20 protein-coding genes, 1 tRNA gene and 1 other RNA gene are annotated in these 21,336 nt (G+C 55.5%); 10 read left to right on the plus strand and 12 right to left on the minus strand.

Going from position 1 to position 21,336, the window contains the following annotated elements; all coding sequences use genetic code 11:
* The first annotated feature begins 157 nt into the window (after nucleotides 1-157).
* A complete protein-coding gene (yfcF, locus tag J1782_RS01835) occupies nucleotides 158-790 on the plus strand; it encodes a glutathione transferase (protein ID WP_152323683.1) in 633 nt (210 codons plus the stop codon).
* A gap of 40 nt (nucleotides 791-830) precedes the next feature.
* On the opposite strand, the gene J1782_RS01840 is transcribed toward yfcF, so the two are convergent.
* From J1782_RS01840 to J1782_RS01850, 3 genes are all read right to left on the minus strand, one after another.
* Entirely contained in the window at nucleotides 831-1,277 is a 447-nt protein-coding gene (locus J1782_RS01840; protein WP_208951448.1) for a GNAT family N-acetyltransferase, read from the minus strand.
* An 18-nt stretch (nucleotides 1,278-1,295) separates the two neighbouring features.
* A complete protein-coding gene (locus tag J1782_RS01845) occupies nucleotides 1,296-1,931 on the minus strand; it encodes a LysE family translocator (RefSeq protein WP_217152260.1) in 636 nt (211 codons plus the stop codon).
* A gap of 171 nt (nucleotides 1,932-2,102) precedes the next feature.
* Nucleotides 2,103-2,360 carry a YdgH/BhsA/McbA-like domain containing protein gene (locus J1782_RS01850; protein ID WP_208951449.1) on the minus strand — a complete coding sequence of 86 codons (258 nt, stop codon included), beginning with the start codon at nucleotides 2,358-2,360 and terminating at the stop codon, nucleotides 2,103-2,105.
* Between the two features lie 416 nt (nucleotides 2,361-2,776).
* On the opposite strand from J1782_RS01850, the gene J1782_RS01855 reads away from it, so the two are divergent.
* Entirely contained in the window at nucleotides 2,777-3,025 is a 249-nt protein-coding gene (locus tag J1782_RS01855) for a GlsB/YeaQ/YmgE family stress response membrane protein (protein ID WP_056775793.1), read from the plus strand.
* A 63-nt stretch (nucleotides 3,026-3,088) separates the two neighbouring features.
* Here the strand turns inward: J1782_RS01855 and J1782_RS01860 are convergent, their stop codons facing one another.
* The 9 genes from J1782_RS01860 to atzF form a co-directional block, all read right to left on the minus strand.
* Nucleotides 3,089-3,469, minus strand: a complete 381-nt coding sequence (locus J1782_RS01860) for a hypothetical protein (RefSeq protein WP_208951598.1) — start codon at nucleotides 3,467-3,469, stop codon at nucleotides 3,089-3,091.
* A gap of 84 nt (nucleotides 3,470-3,553) precedes the next feature.
* Nucleotides 3,554-4,252: an urea ABC transporter ATP-binding subunit UrtE gene (gene urtE, locus J1782_RS01865; protein WP_165060759.1), complete on the minus strand. Its 699-nt coding sequence runs from the start codon at nucleotides 4,250-4,252 to the stop codon at nucleotides 3,554-3,556.
* Between the two features lie 11 nt (nucleotides 4,253-4,263).
* Entirely contained in the window at nucleotides 4,264-5,061 is a 798-nt protein-coding gene (gene urtD / locus J1782_RS01870; protein ID WP_217152267.1) for an urea ABC transporter ATP-binding protein UrtD, read from the minus strand.
* A gap of 8 nt (nucleotides 5,062-5,069) precedes the next feature.
* Nucleotides 5,070-6,143: an urea ABC transporter permease subunit UrtC gene (gene urtC / locus J1782_RS01875; RefSeq protein WP_208951597.1), complete on the minus strand. Its 1,074-nt coding sequence runs from the start codon at nucleotides 6,141-6,143 to the stop codon at nucleotides 5,070-5,072.
* Entirely contained in the window at nucleotides 6,143-7,711 is a 1,569-nt protein-coding gene (urtB, locus tag J1782_RS01880) for an urea ABC transporter permease subunit UrtB (protein WP_152323676.1), read from the minus strand. The genes urtC and urtB overlap by 1 nt, the downstream gene beginning before the upstream one ends.
* Nucleotides 7,712-7,887: 176 nt before the next feature.
* Nucleotides 7,888-9,156 (minus strand): urea ABC transporter substrate-binding protein, encoded by a 1,269-nt coding sequence (urtA, locus tag J1782_RS01885; protein WP_208951596.1) that lies wholly within the window; start codon nucleotides 9,154-9,156, stop codon nucleotides 7,888-7,890.
* 68 nt (nucleotides 9,157-9,224) lie between these two features.
* Nucleotides 9,225-9,947, minus strand: a complete 723-nt coding sequence (locus J1782_RS01890) for a GntR family transcriptional regulator (protein ID WP_217152261.1) — start codon at nucleotides 9,945-9,947, stop codon at nucleotides 9,225-9,227.
* 26 nt (nucleotides 9,948-9,973) lie between these two features.
* Nucleotides 9,974-13,606: an urea carboxylase gene (uca, locus tag J1782_RS01895; RefSeq protein ID WP_217152262.1), complete on the minus strand. Its 3,633-nt coding sequence runs from the start codon at nucleotides 13,604-13,606 to the stop codon at nucleotides 9,974-9,976.
* A gap of 10 nt (nucleotides 13,607-13,616) precedes the next feature.
* On the minus strand, nucleotides 13,617-15,467 hold the full coding sequence (gene atzF / locus J1782_RS01900; RefSeq protein ID WP_217152263.1) for an allophanate hydrolase: 1,851 nt from the start codon (nucleotides 15,465-15,467) through the stop codon (nucleotides 13,617-13,619).
* A gap of 268 nt (nucleotides 15,468-15,735) precedes the next feature.
* Here atzF and J1782_RS01905 point away from each other — a divergent pair, with 268 nt between their 5' ends.
* The 8 genes from J1782_RS01905 (at nucleotide 15,736) to J1782_RS01940 (ending at nucleotide 21,311) form a co-directional block, all read left to right on the plus strand.
* Complete coding sequence (locus tag J1782_RS01905; protein WP_217152264.1) at nucleotides 15,736-16,197, plus strand: hypothetical protein; 462 nt, start codon at nucleotides 15,736-15,738, stop codon at nucleotides 16,195-16,197.
* Between the two features lie 3 nt (nucleotides 16,198-16,200).
* Complete coding sequence (locus J1782_RS01910) at nucleotides 16,201-16,494, plus strand: type II toxin-antitoxin system RelE/ParE family toxin (RefSeq protein WP_217152265.1); 294 nt, start codon at nucleotides 16,201-16,203, stop codon at nucleotides 16,492-16,494.
* Nucleotides 16,494-17,939 carry a carboxylesterase gene (locus J1782_RS01915; protein WP_217152268.1) on the plus strand — a complete coding sequence of 482 codons (1,446 nt, stop codon included), beginning with the start codon at nucleotides 16,494-16,496 and terminating at the stop codon, nucleotides 17,937-17,939. Before J1782_RS01910 ends, J1782_RS01915 begins: the two co-directional genes overlap by 1 nt.
* 66 nt (nucleotides 17,940-18,005) lie before the next feature.
* On the plus strand, nucleotides 18,006-18,470 hold the full coding sequence (locus tag J1782_RS01920) for a MarR family winged helix-turn-helix transcriptional regulator (protein WP_371819720.1): 465 nt from the start codon (nucleotides 18,006-18,008) through the stop codon (nucleotides 18,468-18,470).
* Nucleotides 18,471-18,605: 135 nt separating this feature from the next.
* Nucleotides 18,606-19,028, plus strand: coding sequence for an organic hydroperoxide resistance protein (locus tag J1782_RS01925; protein ID WP_013573432.1), 423 nt, complete (start codon nucleotides 18,606-18,608; stop codon nucleotides 19,026-19,028).
* A gap of 264 nt (nucleotides 19,029-19,292) precedes the next feature.
* Nucleotides 19,293-20,972 carry a kdo(2)-lipid A phosphoethanolamine 7''-transferase gene (gene eptB, locus J1782_RS01930; RefSeq protein ID WP_217152266.1) on the plus strand — a complete coding sequence of 560 codons (1,680 nt, stop codon included), beginning with the start codon at nucleotides 19,293-19,295 and terminating at the stop codon, nucleotides 20,970-20,972.
* A 100-nt stretch (nucleotides 20,973-21,072) separates the two neighbouring features.
* Nucleotides 21,073-21,149 (plus strand) — tRNA-Pro (locus J1782_RS01935).
* 34 nt (nucleotides 21,150-21,183) lie between these two features.
* Nucleotides 21,184-21,311: non-coding RNA, RtT sRNA (locus tag J1782_RS01940), on the plus strand.
* The last annotated feature ends 25 nt before the right edge of the window (nucleotides 21,312-21,336 follow it).

Here is a 21,336-nt window from a genome sequence, read left to right on the forward strand (position 1 = left end):
CCCCAATGAGCTCAGTTAGCTCCTCCCCCCGCGAAGGGGGAGGCTGGGAGGGGGTTTTACACCGGGCAGGAGAACTGAAATATCGGTTTTTTAAACGACACGTCCCCCTTTCTGCGCTATGTTCTTCTCCTTTGCTGTATTTTTTCAGGAGATTTCCATGAGCCAGCCTTCGCTGATTTTGTATTCTGATGCGAATTATTTCAGTCCTTACGTGATGTCAGCTTTTGTGGCGCTGACAGAAAAGGGCATCCCGTTTGAACTGGAAACGGTCAGTCTGGCGGATGCGGAGAACCTGAAAGAAACCTATTCAGCACTGTCCATGACCCGTCGTGTTCCGACGCTGACCAATGGCACGTTTGTATTATCCGAATCTTCCGCGATTGATGAATACGTTGAAGAGTTGTTCCCGGCGCCGACGTTTCCGGCTATCTATCCCGCGGATCCGGAAAATCGTGCCAAAGCGCGTGAAGTGCAGGCGTGGCTGCGCAGCGATCTGATGCCCATCCGTCAGGAACGCTCAACGGAAGTGGTCTTTGCGGGGGCTAAATGTCCGCCGCTTTCTGCTGAGGGCCAGCAGGCCGCAGAAAAGTTGTATGCCGCCGCCGAACGTTTACTGGGGGATAAAGAGCATTTGTTTGGTGAATGGAGTATTGCGGATGTGGATCTGGCGCTGATGCTGAACCGTCTGCTTCTCAATGGTGATGCGATGCCGGAAAAACTGGCGGCTTACGCACAGGCGCAGTGGCAACGACCCGCTGTTCTGGAGTGGTTAGCGCTGTCTGCTAAGTAACTAAAAAGGTGCGCGGCCTGTTTAGCCGCGCGTTGCTCTTTCAGCCTAGTGTTTTCGTCAGGAAATAGCGGGTATGGGTTGACGGTGCATCATCAGGTGTACGGGTATCGCGGATATAATCTTCCAGTGTCATCTGCGTCGCATAACCCATGCGCTCATAGAAAGGCCGCGCCTGAAAACTAAACGTATCCACCAGCGAATACCGGCAGCCCCGCGTTTTGGCTTCTTCTTCCGCTTCTGTAATCAGCTGTGTCCCGACATCTTTTCCGCGTAACGACTCATCGACCCACAGCATCTGGATATACATCCAATTACCGATGGTTTCAGCCACAATTCCTGCCTGTTTGTGACCATTTTCATCTTCAACAAAAATCCCTAACTCGCGAAATTTCGGCTGCGGAATGAAGTTTCTGTTGAAACTGCGCAGACCGGCTTTGATTTCATCGAGATCGTCTGCGGTCGGGGCATGGCTGAGTCGGGTCTTCATGACATTCTTCCTTTTTCGTTAGCGTTTGGCCGTAGCGAGTCGGACTGCAAAAGCAATAAAAACGGTACCGGTGAGACGATCCAGCGTTCTGACTACCCCCGGACGGCGTAACCAGCGCGACAGCGGGCGCGTGGCAGAAATCATTGTGACTGACCAGAGTGTGCCAATCACGGCGTGCATGGCGGCGAGCCCGAAAATATAGGGCCCGACGGGATAGCCGGTAGCGACAAACTGCGGCAGGAAAGAGACATAAAACACGCCGACTTTCGGGTTCAGCACATTGCCAAACAGCCCTCTCAGGAACGGTGAATTACCGATACGTCGCATTTTTCCGCCGCCTTCAGGCGCCGCCATGTTCATTTCGCTGCGGGGTTTGAACAACATTTGCAGGCCCAGCCAGCCGAGATATGCGGCACCGATCCATTTGAGTACATTGAACGCGATTTCAGACGCGGCGAGCACGGCACCCAGGCCGAGTGCGACCATCGCCCCCCACAGCAGACAACCGCTGCTGATCCCGATGGCGGTAGACAGCGCTTTTTGACTGCCCTGACTGGCGGCGGTACGCAGTACTAATGCGGTATCCAGGCCAGGCGTGAGGGTCAAAATGCCGGCGGCAAACGCGTAAGAAATAAGGGATTCGGTGACGGTCATGGCTTTTCCTGATGAGCGAAAAAACCAGAATAGTTAACAAAATAGGTAAGATGCAATCAGGATGTAAAAGAAATTCTGAGAGGGCGGCGCAGATAAACAAAAAGCCTGTGGAAGATGCGCTTCCACAGGCTTTTTAAGAGGGTTTTATCGGGCTACGGTTCTGCGCGGCGATTATTTGTAGATTTCAGCGTCAGCGTGCAGTTTGTTGTTACCGGTCACGGAAATGATACGGTAAGAAGAAGCACCGGCGTCTTTCGCCTGCTGTGACAGTTTTGCTTCCAGGCCACTCAGAGTGGTGGAGTTAGCCGCGGAGATAACACCGATTTTCTGCATGTCACCGGAAGGCTGAGTGACCTGCTGAGCCGCGAAGCTACCGAAAGAAATCAGGGAGAGGGTAGCAGCTACAGCAAAAATTTTGACGTTTTTCATGATAAGTATTCCATTCAGGTTTGTATGAGTGAAAGGTGGTTGCCTTTCGATTGAGGTATAATAGGCCTGATGAATGGAGATGAAAAACGGATTGATTTGAGTAAGTCATTCAAAATATTTGGCGTACTTTTTACGCAATTTTACGTCCCTGTGCGGGTACCTGACGAAAGCCCTGTTGATGCTGACGTTGCCTTTAAAAACGTCATCATTTGCTGCTATTTTCTCCTTCCTGCTGATTTTTGGCGGGTTTGTCGATTCAGTGCTACGCTTTCAGGGTAGTTTGAGAGAGGGTTGTGCGTGGGGCATGAAAATAAACCTGCCACCCGGTTTGCAGAGTCTCAACGGTTCTGCTTTTGTTTGGCCGACTTGGCTGAACAATATTCACGGTAACGGAAATCTATTCGGAGGAGTCGAAAATGGGAATTTTATCCTGGATCATCTTTGGTCTTATTGCAGGTATTCTGGCTAAGTGGATCATGCCGGGCAAAGATGGCGGTGGTTTCATTCTGACTGTAGTACTGGGTGTTGTCGGTGCTGTGGTGGGTGGCTATATCAGTACATTCTTCGGTTTTGGCCGCGTGGACGGATTCAATTTTGGCAGCTTCGTTGTCGCCGTTATCGGTGCGATCGTCGTGCTGTTTATCTACCGTAAAATCAGAAGTTAAGGTTTCGACCTGACGTTGAAGTGTTAAAAGCCGCGTAAGTCGCGGCTTTTTTGTGTCTGTTAATCACTCTACCGGTGAAGTCGGCAGACGCACGATGTCCTGATTTTCATTGCCCATCCAGTAAACGCCTTCCTTCGCCCAGAAGGGCCCTTCGATAAAGTCGAGCAGGTCAGAATACTCCTCGTAAAACTGCTTGCCGTCGCGGTTGTACACGCGCATATAACCGGAATAATGTCCGCCATCGCCCGGCATGGTCATGCGCGGGATAAATTCGAAAGTCCGGTACTCACGCACCACATACTGCTTGTTCGGGCTCCACTGCTCGGAGACGAGTTTTCCCTGCTTCCACCACTGATAGCCTGCTGTCATCAGCGCGAGCAGTACCGCCAGCATTACCCAGCGCTTGCGCTGACGCACCAGGGCTTCCTGACTTTTGATTTTCATACTTAGTATTCTTTTCAGCGGATTCGAAAATAGCTGTCAATGTGGCTGAAAAGTATCAGCTTGTCTTGAAAAAGTGTGTATCGGCTAAATCGCCACCAGCCCCCGCACGCCTTCCGCCTCCATTTCTTCTCCGCGTCCCCGTTTAACAATGCTGCCGCGCGACATCACCAGATAGCTGTCGGCGAGTTCGGCGGCAAAATCGTAGAATTGTTCTACCAGCAGAATGGCCATGTCGCCGCGGGCGGCGAGTTGTTTAATGACGGCACCGATTTCCTTAATCACTGACGGCTGAATGCCTTCGGTGGGTTCATCGAGGATCAGGAGAGTCGGTTTGCAGGCCAGCGCACGGCCAATCGCCAGCTGCTGTTGCTGACCGCCCGACAAATCCCCGCCGCGACGATGTTTCATTTCCAGCAGGATCGGGAACAGGTGATAGATTTCATCCGGCACCTGCTTTGCCCGGCTGCCGGAAAAACGCGACAGGCCCATCAGCAGATTTTCTTCGACGGTCAGGCGCGGAAAAATTTCGCGTCCCTGCGGGACGTAGGCAATGCCCGCCTGCACGCGCTGGTGCGGCTTGCGGGCATTGATCACCTGATCCTGCCAGCTGATGGTGCCGGATTTCGCCGGGATCAGCCCCATCAGGCATTTGAGCAACGTCGTTTTGCCGACGCCGTTTCGCCCGAGCAGGCACGTCACTTCGCCGATTTTTGCCTCAAAAGACAGGCCGCGCAGAATGTGGCTGCCGCCGTAAAACTGATTCAGTTCATTTACCTGCAACATAATGCGATTCCTCAGCGCCCTAAATACACGTCGATAACCTGCTCGTTGGCCTGTACGTCACGCAGTGAACCTTCGGCCAGAACCTGTCCCTGATGCAGCACCGTCACGTGATCCGCAATGGTTTCCACAAAACCCATGTCGTGCTCAACCACCATCAGAGAATGTTTGCCCGCCAGCTGTTTAAACAGTTCGGCGGTGTATTCGGTTTCGGCATCGGTCATGCCCGCCGCCGGTTCGTCGAGCAGCAACAAATGCGGCTCCTGTACCAGCAACATACCGATTTCCAGAAACTGTTTCTGACCGTGAGAGAGCAGGCCGGCAGGATGATGACGCTCCGCCGTGAGGCGCAGCGTCCCAAGCATTTCATCAATGCGGTCGCGCTGTTCGCTGTTCATTTTTGCGTGCAGGCACGCCCATACTGACTTATTGGTTTTCTGCGCGATTTCCAGATTTTCGAATACCGTCAGCGCTTCAAACACCGTCGGTTTCTGGAATTTCCGCCCGATGCCGGACTGTGCGATGCGCACGGGATCCAGCTTTGTCAGATCGGTGCGCTGATCGTAAAAAACGCGTCCGCTTTGCGGTTTGGTTTTGCCGGTGATCACGTCCATCAGCGTGGTTTTCCCCGCGCCGTTAGGGCCTATCACGCAACGTAACTCGCCGACGCCGATGTTCAGCGACAAATTGGTCAGCGCTTTAAAACCGTCAAAACTGACGTTGATGTTTTCCAGCTGCAAAATCGGATCGGTCTGCTCGCGGTGCCTGTCCGCCAGATGCGGTTGGGTAAAAAGGTCTTCAGTCATGGTCATCGGGCTCATCAGGATTTCCTTTTGCGCAGCAGGCCAATCACGCCTTGTGGCAGGAACAGCGTCACCAGAATAAACATGCCGCCGAGAACAAACTGCCAGTATTCGGGAATGGCGACGGTGAACCAGCTTTTCGCGCCGTTGACGATGCCTGCACCGATAACCGGACCGATCAGCGTACCGCGTCCGCCGAGTGCCACCCAGATGGCGGCTTCGATGGAGTTGGTTGGCGACATTTCGCCCGGATTAATGATCCCGACCTGCGGTACGTACAGCGCGCCCGCCAGGCCGCACAGCATGGCGGAAATCGTCCAGACGAACAGCTTGAAACCTTTCGGATCGTAGCCGCAGAAAATCAGCCGGTTTTCGGCGTCGCGTACTGCCGTCAGCACGCGGCCATATTTGCTTCTCGCCAGCGCAAAACCCAGCGCGAGGCTGGCGACCAGCACCAAAACCGTCGCCAGAAATAATCCCACGCGCGTGCCAGTAGCCGTGACCGGAAAGCCGAGCAGGGTGGTGAAACCGGTGAAACCGTTGTTGCCGCCGAAGCCGGTTTCATTGCGGAAAAACAACAACATACCGGCATAGGTCAGCGCCTGCGTCATGATGGAAAAATACACGCCTTTGATTTTTGAGCGGAAGGCGAAATAGCCGAACACAAATGCCAGCGCGCCTGGCACCAGTACAATCAGGCACAGCGCCCAGGCAAAATGCTGCGTGCCCGCCCAGAACCACGGCAGTTCGGTCCACGACAGAAACGACATAAAGTCCGGCAGCCCGCTGCCTGCGGCCTGTCGCATCAGATACATGCCCATCGCATATCCGCCGAGCGCGAAAAAAAGCCCGTGACCGAGTGACAGCAAACCGGCATAGCCCCACACCAGATCGAGTGCGATCGCGACGATCGCATAACAGAGGATCTTACCGGCCAGCGTCAGCGTGTAAGTGGAAATCGCCAGCGGACTGGTGGCGGGCAGCAGCGCCAGAAACGGCATCACAATCAGGAGGATGAGCACCAGCGTGCCCACAGAAATTGCAATCTTCGGCGCTTTTTGTACGCCGGTAATCGTCAGCGGCTGGCTCATCAGTCAATCACCCTGCCTTTAAAGGCGAAGAGTCCCTGCGGACGTTTCTGGATAAACAGGATTATCAGCGCGAGGATCAGGATTTTGCCCAGTACCGCGCCGATTTCCGGCTCAAGAATTTTGTTCACAATGCCCAGACCAAAGGCCGCCACCACGGTGCCTGCCAGTTGTCCGACGCCGCCGAGCACCACGACTAAAAAGGAATCGATGATGTAGCCCTGACCAAGTTCCGGGCCGACGTTGCTCAGCTGCGACAGCGCGACGCCACCCAGACCGGCGATCCCGGAACCGAGGCCGAACGCCAGCATATCGACGCGTCCCGTCGGCACGCCGCAGCAGGCCGCCATCGCACGGTTTTGCGTGACGGCGCGCACGTTCATGCCGAGCCGCGTTTTGTTGAGCAGCAGCCAGGTCAGACCGAGAACCAGCATGACGAAGATGATCACCGCGATGCGGTTGTATGGCAGCACCAGGTTGGGCAGCAGCTGAATGCCCCCGGACAACCAGCCGGGGTTCGCCACTTCCACGTTCTGCGCGCCAAACAGCACGCGCACGCCCTGGATAAGGATCAGGCTGATGCCCCACGTCGCCAGCAGGGTTTCCAGCGGACGACCGTATAAATGACGGATAACGGTGCGCTCCAGCGCCATGCCAATTCCGGCAGTGATAAAAAACGCCACCGGCAGCGCCACCAGCGGATACAGCGCCAGCAGCCCCGGCGCGTAGTGCTGAAACAGCGACTGCACCATGTACGTGGAGTAAGAACCGAGCATTAACATTTCGCCATGCGCCATATTGATCACGCCCAGCAAACCGTAAGTGATCGCCAGTCCCAGCGCGGCCAGCAGCAGAATTGAGCCAAGTGATAAACCGGTAAAAGCCTGACCGAGTAAATCGCCGATCATCAGGCGATGCTGCACGGCTTTCAGACTGGTCAGTGCGGCATTGCGCACGGTGGCATCAGGCTCCGTTTTCGGGTCAGTCAGACTTTGCAGGCGGCCTTGTGTATCCGGATCGCCCGAGGTGCCGAGCAGTTCAACGGCTTTCAGGCGCACCTGCGGGCTGGCATCGGCCAGCTGTAAATTCGCCAGCGCGATGGAAAGGGCATCGTGAACCGTGCGGTCTTTTTCCAGCTCAAGACGACGCGTCAGCAGCGGCAACTGATCGGCCTGCGCTTCGCGCTGTAAGGCTCTGGCCGCCTGTAAACGGACGGTGCTGTCAGTGCTCACCAGACGATGTGCGGAAAGGGCATTGGCAATCAGAATGCGCAGGCGGTTGTTCAGCCAGACTTTTTTTGTATCGCCCTGTGGTTTGACGTCGCCCTCCAGCGGTGTCAGCCGGTCGCCGTTCTGGATGAATGCATGTTTCGCTTCGTCGGTGACGACGTTTTCCTGCTTCAGCGCTTCGAGCAGCGGCAGCCTTTCCGGCTGCGGATCCGCCGCCCATTGCTGTAATAACGTGGCCTGCTGACTGCGGCTGGCGGCAGCAAAGTCATTCGCCGCACCCGCCTCGGCCAGCAAAGGAAGGCAACAAAGCAGGAAAAGCAGTGATCGGATGAGGATTCTCATAATGTTCTCGCCGCATAAAGTGGATGCTGGTTTGCTCCTCCCCCTGCGAAGGGGGAGGCGGGGAGGGGGTTTTGCAAACAACACTGTCGCCATTAATACCCCACCCCAACCCTCCCCTTCGCAGGGGAGGGAGCTGACCGGTTTATCCTTCCACTCCTTCATTCGAAGGAGCTTGATCAGTGAGCCGTTTTCACCGGGGTATCTGGCTTTTTATCGTTACCCGCGATGTACGGGCTCCACGGCTGGGCGCGGATCGGTTTGTCGGTCTGCCAGACCACGTTGAACTGACCGTTGGATTCGATTTCGCCGATCATCACCGGTTTGTGCAGGTGATGGTTGGTTTTATCCATGGTCAGCGTGAAACCAGACGGTGCGGCGAAGGTCTGTCCGGCCATCGCGGCACGGACTTTATCCACGTCCGTCGTCCCGGCTTTTTCCACCGCCTGCGCCCACATATGGATGCCGACATAGGTGGCTTCCATCGGGTCGTTGGTCACCGCAGTACCGGCGTTTGGCAGGTTGTGCGCTTTGGCGTACGCCTTCCATTCAGCAACGAATTTCTTGTTGGTTGGATTATCGACGGACTGGAAGTAGTTCCACGCCGCGAGGTCACCGACCAGCGGTTTGGTGTCGATGCCGCGCAGTTCTTCTTCGCCGACGGAGAATGCCACCACCGGTACGTCGGTGGCTTTCACGCCCTGATTGGCCAGTTCTTTATAGAACGGCACGTTGGAGTCTCCGTTGATGGTTGAGATCACGGCGGTTTTGCCGCCTGCGGAGAATTTTTTAATGTTGGACACGATGGTCTGGTAATCGCTGTAACCGAACGGCGTATAGACTTCTTCGATATCGCTGTCTTTCACGCCTTTGGAATGCAGGAAGGCGCGCAGGATTTTGTTGGTGGTGCGCGGATACACGTAGTCTGTACCGAGCAGGAAGAAGCGTTTGGCGGCGCCGCCGTCTTCACTCATCAGATATTCCACCGCCGGAATGGCCTGCTGGTTAGGCGCGGCGCCGGTGTAGAACACATTTGGCGACATCTCTTCACCTTCGTACTGCACCGGATAGAACAGCAGGCCGTTCAGCTCTTCAAAGACCGGCAGCACGGATTTGCGCGACACCGACGTCCAGCAGCCGAACACCACCGCGACCTTATCCTGCGTCAGCAACTGGCGGGCTTTTTCAGCGAACAGCGGCCAGTTAGACGCCGGATCGACCACCACCGGCTCCAGCTTTTTGCCCAGCACGCCGCCGTGCGCGTTGATATCGTCAATGGTCATCAGCGCCACGTCTTTCAGCGGCGTTTCGGAGATAGCCATGGTGCCGGAAAGCGAATGCATGATACCGACTTTGATGGTGTCGGCAGCCTGTGCGCTCCAGGCTAAACCCATGCTGACTACGGTGGCGGAAAGAGCAAAGGCTTTAATAAAACGTCGACGTTGCATAGATGTACCCTCTGGAAAAAGTTAAGAGAACGCTGTTATGTAGGAAGTCGAAAAAACATTTAAAAAAGTCATGACGGGTTGCCCTCGTCACTCTCCGCCCGCGCCCGGTGCAGCATATGCAGGGTAATTTTGCGCACCTCGGCTTTACTGACGGCAATATGGTCGTGTAACTGGCGCTGTGCCTCCTCAGTCTGTTGTTGGATGATGGCGAGCAAAATGCCCGCGTGTTCTTTATAGGTAGCGTTGACGCGCTCACCTTTGGTGAAATCCAGACGCCGGATGATGCGGATTTTCTCCGTCAGTTCGCGGTGGATACGCGCCATTTCGGCGTTACCCGCCGCCGCCACCAGCGTCATATGAAACTCTTCGTCATAACGCGAAACCCGCTGGCCGTCTTCGAGCTGCGGCTGGTCAATCCAGAACGCTTTCAGTTCGGCCAGTTGTAACGGCTGCAATGACGGCGGCAGCGCGCACAGGCGTTTCACCGCTTCCAGTTCCAGTACGATGCGCAGATCGTAAAGCTGCTCGAAAAAGTCGAAATCGAACGGACGAACCTGCCAGCCGCTGCGGAAAAACACTTCGACATAACCTTCGTGTTCCAGCCAGAACAGCGCCTGACGCACCGGCGTGCGGCTGACTTCCATCCGGTCAGCGATGTCGTTTTCGCTGAACCGGTCACCCGGCAGCAGGCGGAAGCTGAAAATGTCGTCTTTCAGTTGCTGATAAATACGTTCTGCCAGCCCTTCCGGACGGCTTTTATTGCGTGAAGATTTAGAGCCCGTCAGTTGCATGAAATATTCCCTGTTTGTCGGTAGCGTTAAACAGCTGCGTCCAGCCACAGCAAGGCATCACCCGGACCGACCGGACGACCCTGCTGGCAACTGATTTTCAGAACGGTGCCGGCGCACGGCGCGTTAACCGACAGTTCCATTTTCATGGCTTCGACGACGATCAGTGGCTGGCCCTCTTCGACCTGCTGACCCGGCTCGACCAGGATTTTCCAGACGTTTCCGTTCAGGTCGGCGCTGACGAGATGCCCGTCCTGATCCGCATCGTCCTCCACTAACTGCACGGCGTTGGCGGCGGCTTCCACTGCGGCGCTTTCCGCTTCGTGCCAGTGCGCCACTTCGCGGGTAAAGGCTCCGGCCTGTTTCTCGCGAAAATCAGCAATATCGGCGGCGTTGTCGGCGAGAAATTGCGTATATTGCGCAAAGTCGAATTCGGTCTCTTCGATACGAACTTGTGCACGGCCTTCGCGGAACGCGTCGCGCTGAATGTCCAGTTCGGCTTCACTGACCTCGTAGAAACGCACCTGATCGAAAAAGTGCAGCAGCCACGGTTCGCCGTTTTTAAACTGTTCATTTTTCAGGAACTTGTTCCAGATAGGTAACGTGCGGCCCACCAGCTGATAACCGCCCGGCGAATCCATGCCATAAATGCACATGTACATGCCGCCGATACCGACCGTGCCTTCGGCGGTAAAAGTACGCGCCGGGTTGTATTTGGAACTGAGCAGACGATGACGCGGATCGACCGGCACTGCGCAGGGCGCACCGAGATACACATCGCCCAGCCCGAGGATCAGATAGCTGGCGTCGAAAATGATGTTTTTCACTTCGTCGCGGCTCGCCAGCCCGTTGGTGCGCTGGATAAAATCGACGTTATTCGGCAGCCAGGGTGCGCCGGCACGCACGGTTTGCTGATAACGTTCAACTGCGCCGAGTGTGGCGGAATCTTCAAAGGCCATCGGCATATGTACGATACGGGTCGGGATTTTGAGCTGGCTGACATCAGGCAGATTGTGTTCCAGCGTCAGTAAATGTTGCAGCAGCGCCCTCTGATGCAGCACGCCACTGTCATAGCGGATTTGGAGCGAGCGCACGCCCGGCGAGAGTTCTTCAATGCCCTGCTGTCCGGCGGCTTTGATGGCGTTCATCAGCAGGTAGATGCGCATACGCACCGCCAGGTCCAGCACGTTATCTCCGTACTCAATCAGCACGTAGCCGTCGCCCGCCTGACGGTATTCCACCGAAGGCCGGTCGTCTGTCGCAGGAAGCGCCGCAAGTATCGTGGCAGAAGCAGTGGTATCGGGCAGCAGCGACGGCACCGGCAGCGCCATCGCGTTGACGGGCATCAGCGAATCAATCGTGCCCTGCTGCGCCAGTTCCAGCGCCTGCGCCTGTTCAAAACTGATCGGATGGAACCGGATTTTATCGCCCGGTTTCACCTGTCCGACTTTCCACAATTCGGCCTTAGCGATGGTCACCGGACAAACAAAACCGCCGAGACTTGGCCCGTCGCGGGTCAGAATGACCGGGAAATCGCCGGTGAAGTTGATTGCACCAATGGCGTATTCACAGTCATGCACGTTCGACGGATGCAGACCGGCTTCACCACCGTCCTGCCGCGCCCATTGCGGTTTCGGGCCGAGCAGCCGCACGCCGAGGCGGTTGGAGTTGTAATGCACCTGCCATTCGGATTCGAAGAAGGTGTCGATGGAGGCTTTGGTGAAGAAATCCGGTGCGCCGTGCGGCCCGTAAAGCACGCCGATATTCCAGATATCGCCGTAAGGCGACACGATATTTTCGGCAGCGGCCTGCGGTAAACCGACCGGTGCGGGCGTGGTGCAGGCCGCGAGTTCCGGCTGAGAAACGGTCAGCATATCGGCGACGCGCAGCGTGCGACCGGCATGGCCGCCAAACTGCCCGAGCGCAAAGGTCGAGCGGCTGCCGAGATACACCGGCACATCAAATCCGTTACGTACCGCCAGATAGGTGCGGCACCCCTGCGTGGCGCGGCCCAGCGTCAGCGTCTGACCGGCTTTTACGTTCACCGGCTGCCAGTAAGAAGCCGGCTCGCCATCAATATTTGCCGGACAACGTGCGCCGGTCAGGGCGATAATTGCGTCACAATGAAAACGCAGCACCGGCCCCTGTAATGTGAATTCCAGACCGGCAGCATCAGGATGATTACCGACAATGCGGTTGGCGAGACGGAAGGCAAAATCGTCCATCGGGCCGGAAGGGGGGACGCCGATATCCCAGTAACCGAGGCGTCCCGGATAATCCTGCACGCTGCTGTACGTGCCGGGCGCAATGACTTCGACGGCGTTTGGCGCGTAAGCAAAACTGTCGAGCATCCGCGTCCACATTTGGGCGTCGCGGAACACCGGCGTGGCCACCACCTGGCGCAGATAATCAATGTTGGTGGCGATACCATGCAGACGTGTAGCAGCAAGCGCGGCAGACATTTTCGCCAGCGCGTCCTGACGGTCGGTGCCGTGAACAATCAGTTTGGCGATCATCGGGTCGTAAAATGCGGAGACTTCGCTGCCGGTAGAAACCCAGCCGTCAACGCGCACATCTTCGGGGAAAAACACTTCGGTCAGCACGCCCGGGCTTGGCTGGAAATTCTTCAGCGGATCTTCGGCATAAATTCGCACTTCCATCGACGCGCCCTGCGGGGATTTTTCCATCGCAGGCCAGTCGGGCGGCTCATCTGCGGCGACTTTTAGCATGCAACTGATGAGATCTAAACCGGTGACCATTTCGGTGACCGGATGCTCAACCTGCAAACGGGTATTCACTTCGAGGAAATAAAATTCGTCGCGTGCGGCGTCATAGATAAATTCAACGGTTCCGGCGCTGCGGTAATTCACCGATTTACCCAGCTGCACGGCGGCGCGGTGCAGGGCTTCGCGGCTGGCCTGCGGCAGATTCGGCGCAGGCGTTTCTTCCACGACTTTCTGATTGCGGCGCTGCAACGAACAGTCGCGTTCGCCGAGCGCCACCACGCGGCCTTTGCCGTCGCCAAAAATCTGTACTTCAACGTGACGGGCGCGATCGACAAAGCGTTCCAGAAACACTCCGGCGTCGCGGAAAAATTGCTCGCCGAGACGCTTCACGCTGTCCCACGCGGCGCGTAATGCGTCTTCATTGTCGCAGCGCGTGAGGCCAATGCCCCCGCCGCCTGCGGTGCTTTTCAGCATGACCGGATAGCCAATTTTTGCGGCAGCATTTACCGCATCTTCAAGGCTGGCGAGCAAACCGGTGCCCGGCGTCATGGGCACATTCGCGGCGCCGGCTAATTCACGGGCGCGGTGCTTGAGACCAAACTCGCGGATTTGTCCGGCAGTGGGCCCGATAAACACAATGCCCGCGGCTTCGCAGGCGTCGGCGAATTCGGCGCTTTCGGATAAAAATCCGTATCCCGGATAAATCGCCTGTGCGCCGGTTTCCTTCGCGGCGGCGAGAATTTTGTCGATCATCAGGTAGCTTTCGCTGGCCTTTTCACCGCCCAGCGCAATGGCGATATCCGCCTGCGTGACGTGTGGCGCATTCCGGTCGGCGTCGGAATAAACGGCCACGCTGGTGACGCCCAGACGTTTCAGCGTGCGGATGGCGCGGCAGGCGATTTCGCCACGGTTAGCAATTAAAACGGTGTTAAACATATGCGCGCCCTCAGCTTTTAACCGGTGATGAATTCAGGCTCTGGATGTAACTTCTCCAGCCGCCAGACGCCGTAATATCGGTGGCTTCGCCAATCGCCCACGGCTCGCAGATAAAACCTTTTACGATGCGTCCATCGGCCAGTTCGAGCGATCCGATACCGAGCGGTGCCGGAATTTCAGCGACGAATTCTCCAAAACGTGCCAGCGGGATATCCCACAGTTCGACGATAATCGCGCTGCCGTTTTCAGCCCGTACCAGTCCTGGCTTCGGCGGCGTAGTGTTGGCGAGGGCGTAAAGTTTGTAGGTGGCGGCGGTGGTCGTTTGTTCGACCCGAACGGCGTTCCGGCTGGTGAGCTGGAAATTGAGCGGCATTCCGGTCAGATGTGCGCCGAGCACGGCGACGCGCACGCTGGCGGCACTGACCGGCGCGGGAGTCATGAATTCTTCGGGCTTCATCGCAAGGCCTGTTGCGCCAAGGGGAAGGCTCAGGCTGCGCTGCCACTGACGGCCAAAACTGGCCAGCGCATCGTCGTGCCAGGCGGGAGCGATCAGCGTGATACCGGCGGGCAGACCGTCTGCCCGCAGACCGGAGGGCAGCGCCAGCGCGGATAAATCCGCCAGATTAGTGAAGTTAGTGTAAATACCGAACTGCGAGTTATAGAGCACCGGCTCCTGCCCCATTTCTGCCTGCGTGCGGATGGTCGGGGAGGTCGGCACAACCAGCGCATCAAACCCTTCCAGCACCTGATTGATTTTGCGTGAGAGCTCAGCGCGCAAATATTCCGCCCGCCATGCATCGCACGCGCTGTAGTTCAGGCCGCTGGCGACAATTTCCCGTACTACCGGGTCCATCACTTCCGGGCTATCTTCGAAAATCTTACCGACAGCGACGGTGCGTTCCGCCACCCATGCGCCGTAATACAGTTGCTCCGCCAGTTCACGAAACGGCGTGAAATCAATCATTTCCAGCGTCACGCCATTATGGCGCAGGCGATCGAGTGCTTCGCTGAACCCCGCCTGTGCCAGTTCATCACCAAAAAATTCCACGCGATCGGGGATAGCGATGCGCGGCCGGGCGGAAAACGCCACCGGCGCGGTATGGGGATTTTTCCGTGAATAAGCATCGGCGGCATCATATCCGCCTGCGGCGTGGGCGACGGTTTGAGCATCGCCCACGGTGAGAGCGAAAATCGAGACGGCATCGTTCAGACGGCAGGCCGGAACCACGCCGGTATTCGACAGCCAGCCTTTGGTCGGTTTCAGTCCGACGACATTATTAAAGCCTGCCGGAACGCGCCCGGAACCGGCGGTGTCGGTGCCCAGTGAAAACGCCACCAGACCACGTGCCAGAACGGAGGCTGAACCGGAACTGGAACCGCCGCTGACGTAATCCCGATTGAACGTATTGCGCACTGCGCCGTAAGGGGAGCGCGTGCCGACCAGTCCGGTGGCGAACTGATCGAGATTGGTTTTGCCGACCACCACCGCGCCTCTGGCTTTGAGATTGGCAATCACCGTGGCATCCGCTTCTGCGGTATAGGCAAATGCCGGACAGGCCGCCGTCGTCGGCCAGCCGGCGATATCCATATTGTCTTTGACGGCGAACGGCACGCCAAACAATGGCAGGGTGCTCAGCGAGCCTTCGGCCTGAGCGAGGAGGGTTTCCAGACGAATGATTTGCGCTTCAAGCTGCTCTGCTGTGGCGAGATAAATCCAGGCATTGTCGGCCTTACTCAGGCTTCCCAGAACCAGAGAAAGCGTGGTGCGCAGGCTGTCCGGCGCACTGCGATAATGCTGCTGCCATTCCCGAAGGGTAAAACCACGATACGGTGATGCGACGGTGTCTGAAGCTGAAAGCATTTTGGAATCCCATCTGGTATACAAGATTGAATTCATCTAAGCAAAGCCTGTGCCAGATTATTAACCTTTGAATTTATTAGGTTTAATTATTGCTGCATGACCGAGTCGTCTATTTGTTGCACCATGGACGGAATGCAACTGAACAAAAATGGGGCGAAAATTTGCGCGATGCCTCGCATCGAAAAGATAAACGTAGCTCGTGAGTGGTGTCGGTATATAGTTGTATGAACAGATGATTTATTATTGTTTGCAGAGAGGCTGCAGGGTTATGTCTAAGGAAACGATCGACCATTCCATATTAATTTGTCTGGCAGAAGCTGGCGCTGTCAGCCGGTTAAAGGTGGTCGCGCAACAGGGAGGATGGGTAATCATGATCAGATACGGCGAGCATCAGCGCACACTTATCGCCCAGCGCAGTGGCAAGGTTCGGGTTTTCAAACGCTTTGACGCCGTGGCGGCTTATTTGAAAGACATGGGAATAAAGCAGTTCGAAGTGGATATTACCGACTATGATCCTGAAGGTAGCGGTAAAGGAACGCGACCTGACCGGTCAGCCGCACTTAAACGCGCGCATGAAGCGGCGGCGATGGATGAAGCCACGTATGATCTCTGGTTTCGCGAGCGGGTTCAGGAATCATTAGATGATCCACGTCCGGCTATTCCTCACGAAGAGGTGAAGGCGCAGTTTGCTGCCCGGAAAGCCGCGTTACTTAAGAAACAGGGAAAGTAACGGATGACCAAAATGCTGGTATGGAAACCCCATGCGCAGGAAGATCGCGGGTCTATATTCAGTTATGTCGCGCGTGAAAATTCTCAAGCTGCCATTGAGCGTGATGATGACTTTGATGCCGCCGCTGAGCGCATTTTTCAGCGTCCCGCCATGTATGCCGCAGGGCGTGTTGCCAGCACGAGGGAATGTATAATCCGTGCTCATTTCAGAATGGTATATCGCATTACAGATACAGAAATTCAAATCGTCAGGCTTGTGCATACCGCTCAGCATTGGCCAGAGGAACTTCCGACTTGATACAACTTCGTCGTCTTTTTGAACGTCTGAAAAAACTGTTACTGGCGCTGATTCTGGTGATCATTACCCTTTTGGGTGTGCGGACTTATGACGCCTTACAGGGGCCGCCGCTTGAGCCGTGGCACAAGCTGGTGCCGGACGAACTGAGTGCCACGCAGCTCGATAAAAGCGACTGGGCGGCCTATCTGCGCGCCGAGCAGCAGGCGTTTGCAGAAGTGAAGCAGGAAGTGACGGATAAACTCGACAGGGAAGACCGTATTCCGCTGAACCGCTATTACGACCGCAGCCCGATTTATCCCGAACATTTTGCGCAGGACTGGAACCGGTCTTATGAGCTGATGCCCGATGGAAAACCGGTGGGGGCGGTGGTGCTGTTGCACGGTCTGACCGATTCGCCTTACAGCCTGCGGCATATTGCGCAGGATTATCGTCGTCGCGGATTTGTGGCGGTCGGTATCCGTTTGCCCGGCCATGGAACGGTGCCGGGCGGTCTGACCCGCGTGGACTGGGAACAGTGGCTCGCCGCGACAAGGCTGGCAATCCGTGAGGCACGGCGTGTAGCCGGACCGGATGTGCCGCTGCAACTGGTGGGTTTCTCCAACGGCGGCGCGCTCGCCATGAAATACACGCTGGATTCTCTCGATGATCCGGCGCTGGCGCGGCCTTCGCGCGTGATCCTGATTTCTCCGATGATCGGCGTAACGAGTTTTGCGCGCTTTGCCGGTTATGCGGGATGGCCGGCGATTTTCCCGGCCTTTGCCAAAACCGCCTGGCTGAATCTGATGCCGGAATTTAATCCGTTTAAATATAATTCATTTCCGGTGAAGGCGGCCCGTCAGTCCTATCTGCTGACCCATGTTCTGCAACAGCAAATCAGCAAAGACGCGGAGTCTGGCAAGCTGGCGCAGTTGCCGCCGGTGCTGGCTTTTCAGTCGGTGGTCGATTCAACCGTCAGCGCCCGTGCGGTGGTAGCGGCGCTGTTTAATCAGCTCCCTGCAAACGGCAGCCAACTGGTATTGTTTGATATAAACCGCAGTGCGTACGTCGGCCCGTTGCTGCGTCCGTCTTCAGAAACCGCGGCAGAGCGGCTGTTGCCTGCGCCGCCGCGCGCGTATCAGACGACAGTGATCACCAATGCTTCACCGGATGATGCGGCGACGGTGGCGAAAATCACGCAGGCGGGGCAGAACAGTGCGGCGGTCATGCCGCTCGGGCTGAATTATCCGTCGGAATTCTATTCGTTATCGCATGTGGCGCTGCCTTTCCCGACAGACGATTCACTTTACGGACGTAATCCGCAAGGCCCGGTACAGTTTGGAGTCCGGCTGGGAACACTGGCCGCACGGGGAGAGAGCGGCGCGCTGGTCGTGAGTATGGATCAGCTGATGCGTGTTTCCTCTAACCCGTTTTATCCGTATATGTTGCAGCGAATTGAAGGCTTCTGAACCGGCGGGTTTAGAAAAGGATAAAAAGCGCTTGCGATAATATCGTGCACTATATATATTGGCGGCATGAACATGACAACAGACACCGACTCAACCCAAAACGGCATGCTGCATCTGGATCAACAGATGTGCTTCGCGCTGTACTCCGCGAATCTGGCATTGCATAAGGTTTACCGTAAATTGCTCGGGCAGCTCGATCTCACTTACCCGCAATATCTGGTGATGTTGGTGCTCTGGCAGCGTGATGAAGTCACGGTGTCTGAAATCGGCGAAAAACTGTTTCTCGATTCGGCCACGTTAACGCCGCTGTTAAAGCGTCTGGAGACTGCCGGTTTGCTGATGCGTCAGCGGGCGAAAGCGGATGAGCGTCAGGTGATTATCTCCCTGACCGCCGAAGGCAGGGCGCTGCGAGAAAAAGCACAGGGCATTCCCGAAGCCATATTGTGTGCGACAGACTGTGAGGTCGGTGAAATTGTGGCGCTGAAGCAGCAGCTCGAAGTCTTACGGGCTAAGCTTCAGGATAAAGCGTAAGGGTCTGCTTTGCAGGAAGCATGTTAAACAGACGAGTCTGAAGGAACAACACAGACTCGTTTGATAGAATCTAATAAGTAGTGTGCTATTAAATCGTTTAATATTTTTTGACTCTCAATGATTAAGGAACGAAATATGTCTATTGAAAAAGTTGTGTATCGTGCTCATGCCTCAGCCACCGGCGGTCGTGATGGTCGTGCGACTTCTGACGACGGCGTTCTTGACGTCAAACTGGGTGTTCCAAAAGAAATGGGCGGTATGGGCGGCGGCACCAACCCTGAGCAGTTGTTCGCAGCGGGCTATTCCGCCTGTTTCCTCGGCGCACTGAAAGCCGTTGCCGCTCAGGAAAAAATTAAGATCCCTGCGGATGCCAAAATTGAAGGCGCGGTAGGCATCGGCGCCATTCCAGGCGGTTACGGTATTGAAGTACAGCTGGATATCACCCTGCCGGGCTTTGAGCGCAGTGAAGCCGAAGCGCTGGTGGCGAAAGCTCATCAGGTTTGCCCGTACTCCAATGCAACCCGTGGCAACATCGACGTCACACTGAACGTAAAATAACGTTTTAGAAATAGCGCCTTCACCAGGGGCCGCTTTTCAGATATCCATAAAATAATAAAGTAATACCCGCAGGGAGGCTAAGGCCTCCCTTTTTTTACGTAAAATTCCCTGCTTTTTCGCAAAGGGGTAAGACGCCATATAACGGCAGAAATATCCTGAAAGCCGCATAAAACCTCAATCTCAGCATATTCCGTGAACCAGTCTCTTTTAAACATGTCACAATGATTCGGAATTTTAAAAAACATACTGGATAAGTAACAATTCATGAATAGAGTGAAGACTCTATCGCAACAAAATATCTCTTTATTGTTAGCGATTTACATTGGCATTTTCCTGAATGTCTCCGTTTTCCAGCGTCGCTTTGCCGCTCTGGTCAATCATTTCACCTCCTCTGAACTGGTTCAGGCGGTCACCGAAGTGTGTGCCATCGTTTTGTTCACCTTTTTCGTTCTGCGTTTAATTTCGCTGGGGGGAAAACTGTTTTTCCGCATTATCGCCTCGTTGCTGGTTCTGATTTCTGTCGCAGCCAGTTATTACATGGTGATGTTCAACGTCGTGATCGGGTACGGCATTGTGGTTTCGGTCATGACGACGGATATCGATCTCAGTAAGGAAATCATCGGGCTGCATCTGTTTATCTGGATGGCGCTGGTCAGTGCGGTGCCGCTGTTCATCATCTGGAAAAACAACCTGAGTCTGACATTGATCGAGCAGATGAAAACACCGGGGCAACGTGTGTTGCCCTTGCTTGTGCTACTGATGGCGGCGGCGCTGGTCTGGATCCCGCTGCGTACGCTCGATCATGCGCAGAGCGTGAATGAGAAAAAAACCAATATCGATTTGCCAAGCTACGGCGGCGTGGTCGCGCACTCGTATCTGCCTTCTAACTGGCTGGCCGCGCTGGGTTTATACGCCTATACGCAGGTTGATGAGAGTCAGGACGCGAGCAATTACTTTGATCCGGCGAAGAAATTTACCTATGTGCCGCCTGCCGATATCGACGATACCTATGTCGTGTTTATCATCGGTGAAACCACCCGCTGGGATCACTTAGGGATTCTGGGTTATGAGCGCGACACTACGCCGCGTCTGTCGAAAGAGAAAAACCTGGTGGCATTCCGCGGCACGTCATGCGATACGGCGACCAAACTGTCGCTGCGCTGTATGTTCGTGCGTGAGGGCGGAACGGCGGATAATCCGCAGCGTACCCTGAAAGAGCAGAATATTTTTGCCGTGATGAAGTCACTTGGCTTTACGTCTGAACTGTTCGCGATGCAAAGCGAGCTGTGGTTCTACAATAATGCGGATACCAATAACTTCTCTTTCCGCGAAATTATTGCATCAGAGAAGCGCAACGACGGTAAACCGGTCGATGACATGCTGCTGGTGAATGAATTACAGGAATCGCTGAAGAACTATCCGAAAGGCAAACATCTGGTGATTCTGCATACCAAAGGCTCGCATTACATGTACTCCCAGCGTTATCCGCGCAGCTATGCCCGTTTTACCCCGGAATGTATGGGCAATACCTGTAGCAAAGCCGAGCTGATTAACGCCTTTGATAACAGCGTGTTGTATACCGACACCTTTATCGACAGCGTGATTGATCAGCTGCGCGATAAAAAAGCACTGGTGTTTTATGCTGCTGACCACGGTGAATCTATCGATGAAAACTCACACCTGCACGGCACGCCGCGCGAAATGGCGCCACCGGAGCAGTTCCGTGTACCGATGATGGTGTGGGCGTCCGACAGCTTCCTCGAACAGCCTGATCATAAACGGGCGTTTGAGCAGTTACAGGCACAGCAGCGAGTGGGCGCGAAGAAACGTCACGTTGAACTGTTCGATTCGATTCTGGGCTGTCTGGGTTATACGTCGCCAGACGGCGGCATCAATCCGGCGAACAACTGGTGTGCAAAACCTCAGTCAGAACAGCAGTTGTAGGTCATTTTGGCGGCGTATCGGATAAAATCTGGTCAGTCAGTTCGGATGTCTTAAAAAGCCGTTGACGCTCTGAGGGGGTCGCAGTAAGATGCGCCCCATTCGGCGAGTAGCGCAGCTTGGTAGCGCAACTGGTTTGGGACCAGTGGGTCGGAGGTTCGAATCCTCTCTCGCCGACCACATTTGAAAAACCTGCTTTTAAAGCAGGTTTTTTTTCGTCCGGAGTTTATGAGGATGAGAACCTCCGAAGGAGGTTTGAGCCGAGCGAAGCGAGACAACGTTGCTTCAGCAACGGCCCGCAGGGCGGCATCGAAGATGCCAGTCATCCTCTCTCGCCGACCACATTTGAAAAACCTGCTTTTAAAGC

This window comes from Rahnella sp. BCC 1045 (assembly GCF_019049615.1).
In the GTDB taxonomy this organism is placed as follows: Bacteria; Pseudomonadota; Gammaproteobacteria; order Enterobacterales; family Enterobacteriaceae; genus Rahnella; species Rahnella contaminans.